This window comes from Aeromonas sp. ZOR0002, assembly GCF_963866995.1.
Taxonomy (GTDB): domain Bacteria; phylum Pseudomonadota; class Gammaproteobacteria; order Enterobacterales; family Aeromonadaceae; genus Aeromonas; species Aeromonas caviae.
The window spans coordinates 2,383-5,878 of the sequence record NZ_CAWMFQ010000269.1; the positions used below are offsets into that span (position 1 = coordinate 2,383).

At 64.6% G+C, this 3,496-nt stretch carries 3 protein-coding genes; 2 read left to right on the top strand and 1 reads right to left on the bottom strand.

Annotated elements, in window-relative coordinates; translation table 11 throughout:
• Both AACR77_RS14635 and AACR77_RS14640 read left to right on the top strand, forming a co-directional pair.
• The coding region (locus AACR77_RS14635; RefSeq protein ID WP_042882482.1) for a cryptochrome/photolyase family protein at nucleotides 1–1,258 on the top strand (1,258 nt) is incomplete at its 5' end.
• A gap of 153 nt (nucleotides 1,259–1,411) precedes the next feature.
• On the top strand, nucleotides 1,412–2,665 hold the full coding sequence (locus AACR77_RS14640) for a D-amino acid dehydrogenase (RefSeq protein ID WP_042882483.1): 1,254 nt from the start codon (nucleotides 1,412–1,414) through the stop codon (nucleotides 2,663–2,665).
• A gap of 79 nt (nucleotides 2,666–2,744) precedes the next feature.
• Here AACR77_RS14640 and AACR77_RS14645 read toward each other — a convergent pair.
• A partial coding sequence (locus AACR77_RS14645; RefSeq protein ID WP_042882484.1) for a CBS domain-containing protein occupies nucleotides 2,745–3,496 on the bottom strand: 752 nt, incomplete at its 5' end.

Here is a 3,496-nt window from a genome sequence, read left to right on the forward strand (position 1 = left end):
GCTCGAAGCGCATCAGGCCGAGCGCTTCGCCTGGCAGAGCCCGGACGAGTGGCGCCTTGCAAGCCAGCTGACCCAGTGGGCCTCAGGCCTTGCCATCCCGACCGCTGAGGTGGACAGCGAACATTTTCTCACCCCCCGCGATGGCTGGCGACGCTACCCCCACAGCCGGATGGAGTTCTTCTACCGCGCCCTGCGAAAGCAGTACCGGGTGTTGCTCGATGAGCGCGGCCAGCCCCTTGGGGGGCGCTGGAACTTCGATGCCGAGAATCGCGCCAAATTGCCGGCGAGCCAACCCATCCCGGCGCCCCTCACCTTTGCCAACGAGGTGAGCGACATCGATGCCATGCTGACTCGCCACGGCATTGCCACCATTGGCAGTGCCGATGCCGACGCCCTGCCCTGGCCCGTCACCCGGCGCCAGAGCCGCGCACTGCTTGAACACTTCCTTGCACACTGCCTGCCCCACTTCGGCCGCTATCAGGACGCCCTGAGCGAACGGGGCTGGAGCCTGTTCCACAGCCGCTTGTCGTTTTCCATGAACAGCAAGATGCTCCATCCCCTCGAGGTGATCCGCGCTGCGCAAGCTCACTGGCAGGCCAATCAGGCCACTATTTCCCTGGCGCAGGTGGAGGGGTTCATCCGCCAGATCCTCGGCTGGCGCGAGTTTGTCCGCGCCCTCTACTGGGAAAAGATGCCCGAGTATCGGCGCACCAACTTTCTCGGGGCCGAACGACCCCTGCCCGGTTTTTTCTGGAATGGAGAAACCAGCATGGCCTGCGTACGTCACGCCATTCGACAGTCTCTGGAGCACGCCTATGCCCACCATATCCAGCGGCTGATGGTGACCGGCAACTTCGCCCTGCTGGCGGGGCTCCACCCTGACGAGGTGGATGCCTGGTATCTGGGCATCTATGTGGATGCCATTGAGTGGGTGGAGCTGCCCAACACCCGCGGCATGAGCCAGTTTGCCGATGGCGGTCTGATGGGCAGCAAGCCCTACGCCAGCAGCGGCGCCTATCTCGAGCGGATGGGCCACTACTGCAAGGGGTGTCACTATCAGGTGAAGGCCCGCAGCGGGCCGGACAGCTGCCCCTTCAACAGCCTCTATTGGCACTTTCTCTGGCGCAACAGGGACAAACTTGGCAACAACCCTCGCCTCGCCCTGCCCTATGCCAACTGGGATGGCCAAACCACAGAACAGCAGCAAGCCATCCTGATGACGGCAGAGCATCATCTGCTCCACCTGGAGCGGCTCTGAATCGACCGGATTTCATGCCAGAAAGTGAGCAAATGACAACATTGAGAGCCAGTTAACAAAATGTGAATAGCAATAACCACCAATGACATCGACACCAGTTGAATATCCTGTGGCGGCTGATTAAGGTGAAGGCCCCAGTCAAGGAGAGACAAGATGGACATAGTGGTACTCGGTGGTGGCGTGGTCGGTGTGACCAGCGCCTGGTATCTGGCCAAGGCCGGTCACAAGGTGACCCTGCTGGAGCGGCGTGACGGGGTGGCCCTTGAAACCAGCCATGCCAACGCGGGTCAGATCTCCCCGGGTTATGCTTCCCCCTGGGCTGCCCCCGGCATTCCCCTCAAGGCCGCCAAATGGCTGCTGCAAAAGCACGCCCCCTTCACGGTGCGACCCACCTCGGACCCCTTCCAGCTGCGCTGGATGCTGAAGATGTTCGCTAACTGCACGCCGGCAGCCTATGCAGTCAACAAGGGGCGCATGGTGCGGCTGGCCGAGTACAGCCGCGACTGCATGAAGCAGTTGCGGGGCGAGCTGGCGCTCGACTACGAAGGGCGCCAGCTCGGCACCCTGCAACTGTTTCGCAGTCAGGCGCAGCTCGATGCCAGCCAGCGCGACATCGCCGTGCTCGAGGAGTACGGCGTCCCCTATCAGTCTCTGAATGCCGACGGCTGCGAGGAGGTCGAGCCCGCCCTGGCAAGGGTGCGTGGCAAGGTGGTGGGGGGCCTGCGCCTGCCGGGGGACGAGACGGGGGATTGCTTCCGCTTCACCCAAGCCCTGGCTGACGAGGCCCGCAAGCTCGGGGTGAGCTTCGTCTTCAACTGCGCCATCGACGAGGTCGAGATCGCGAAGGGACGCGCCGTAGCGGTCCGTGCCGGCGAGCAGCGCTTCCAGGCCGACGCCATCGTCTGTGCCCTCGGCAGTTATGGCACCGGCTTCCTGCGCCCCCTCGGAATTGAGCTCCCCGTCTACCCGGTCAAGGGGTATTCCCTCACCCTGCCGATGACGGATGCCGAGGGTGCCCCGCGCAGCACCGTGCTGGACGAAACCTACAAGGTCGCCATTACCCGCTTCGACGAACGGATCCGGGTGGGCGGCATGGCCGAACTCTCGGGCTTCAACCTGGCGCTCAACCCCAGACGCCACGATACCCTGGCCATGGTGGTGAGGGATCTCTTCCCCCAGGGGGGAAATCTGGAGCAGGCCACCTTCTGGACCGGGCTGCGCCCCATGACGCCGGACGGCACGCCCCTGGTGGGCCCAAGTCCCATTCCCGGGCTCTGGCTCAATACCGGCCACGGCACCCTGGGCTGGACCATGGCGGCAGGATCGGGCCAGTTGCTCAGCGATCTCATCTCGGGCAATACCCCGGATATCAGCGACGAGGGGCTCACTCTGGCCCGCTACGGCTAGGCATTGGCCACCCGTCTGTGCAAGTCTGCGAAAGAAAGAGGGCGTGCCTGGCACGCCCTCTTTTTTCTTGCCCCCCTGGCTACGACGACACCGGGGTCGCCTCCTCGCTCGTCAGTCCGGGTTTCAGGGCCAGCGTGAAGAGCGCCGCCACCATGTCGGACTGGGTGATGATGCCCACCAGCTGCTCCCCCTCCACCACCGGCATGTGGTGCAGCCCCCCGTCGGAGAAGGCCTCCACCAGATCGTAGAGAGGCTGGTAGCGCCGAGCCGTCTGCACCTCCCGGGTCATCAGATCCGCGACCTGCTGCTGCTCAAGGGCCTCCTTCGCCCTCGGCTGGTGACCCGCCCGGTCGATCATCAGGTCGTGCAGGGTGATGATGCCGACCAGCCTCTCCCCCTCATCCACCACCGGCAGCGCCTTGATCTGGTGGTGGGAGAGCAGATGCCACGCTTCCATGGCGAGCGCCTGTGGCGTCGTCACGACGAGATCCCGCGACATCACATCCTGGCAGCGCACCGTCCCCACTCGCCCCCGCAGGGCGTGAAGCTGGGCCTCCTGCAGCAGCTCCTGCAAATCCTGGCGGCTGATGTCCAGCAGTTCCCCGTGTTTTTCCAGGGCAAAGTCGATGTCCTGAGTGGCGAGCCGGGCGCTCGGCTGGGGATCCGCCGTCTGGTGGCGATTGGGCGCCACCTTGCCGCCATGGGGATAACGACGCCCCAGGGCGCGGTTGTAGAGCAAGCCCAGACTCAGCAGCAACAGGGAGTTGAGCAGCACCGGCAGCAGCACGTAGCCGACCCCGAGCGCCCGGATCCCCTCGCCGCCGATGACGG

Coding starts and splice junctions, on each gene's coding strand:
- AACR77_RS14640 (WP_042882483.1), top strand. CDS start 1,412: ATGGACATAGTGGTACTCGGTGGTGGCGTGGTCGGTGTGACCAGCGCC.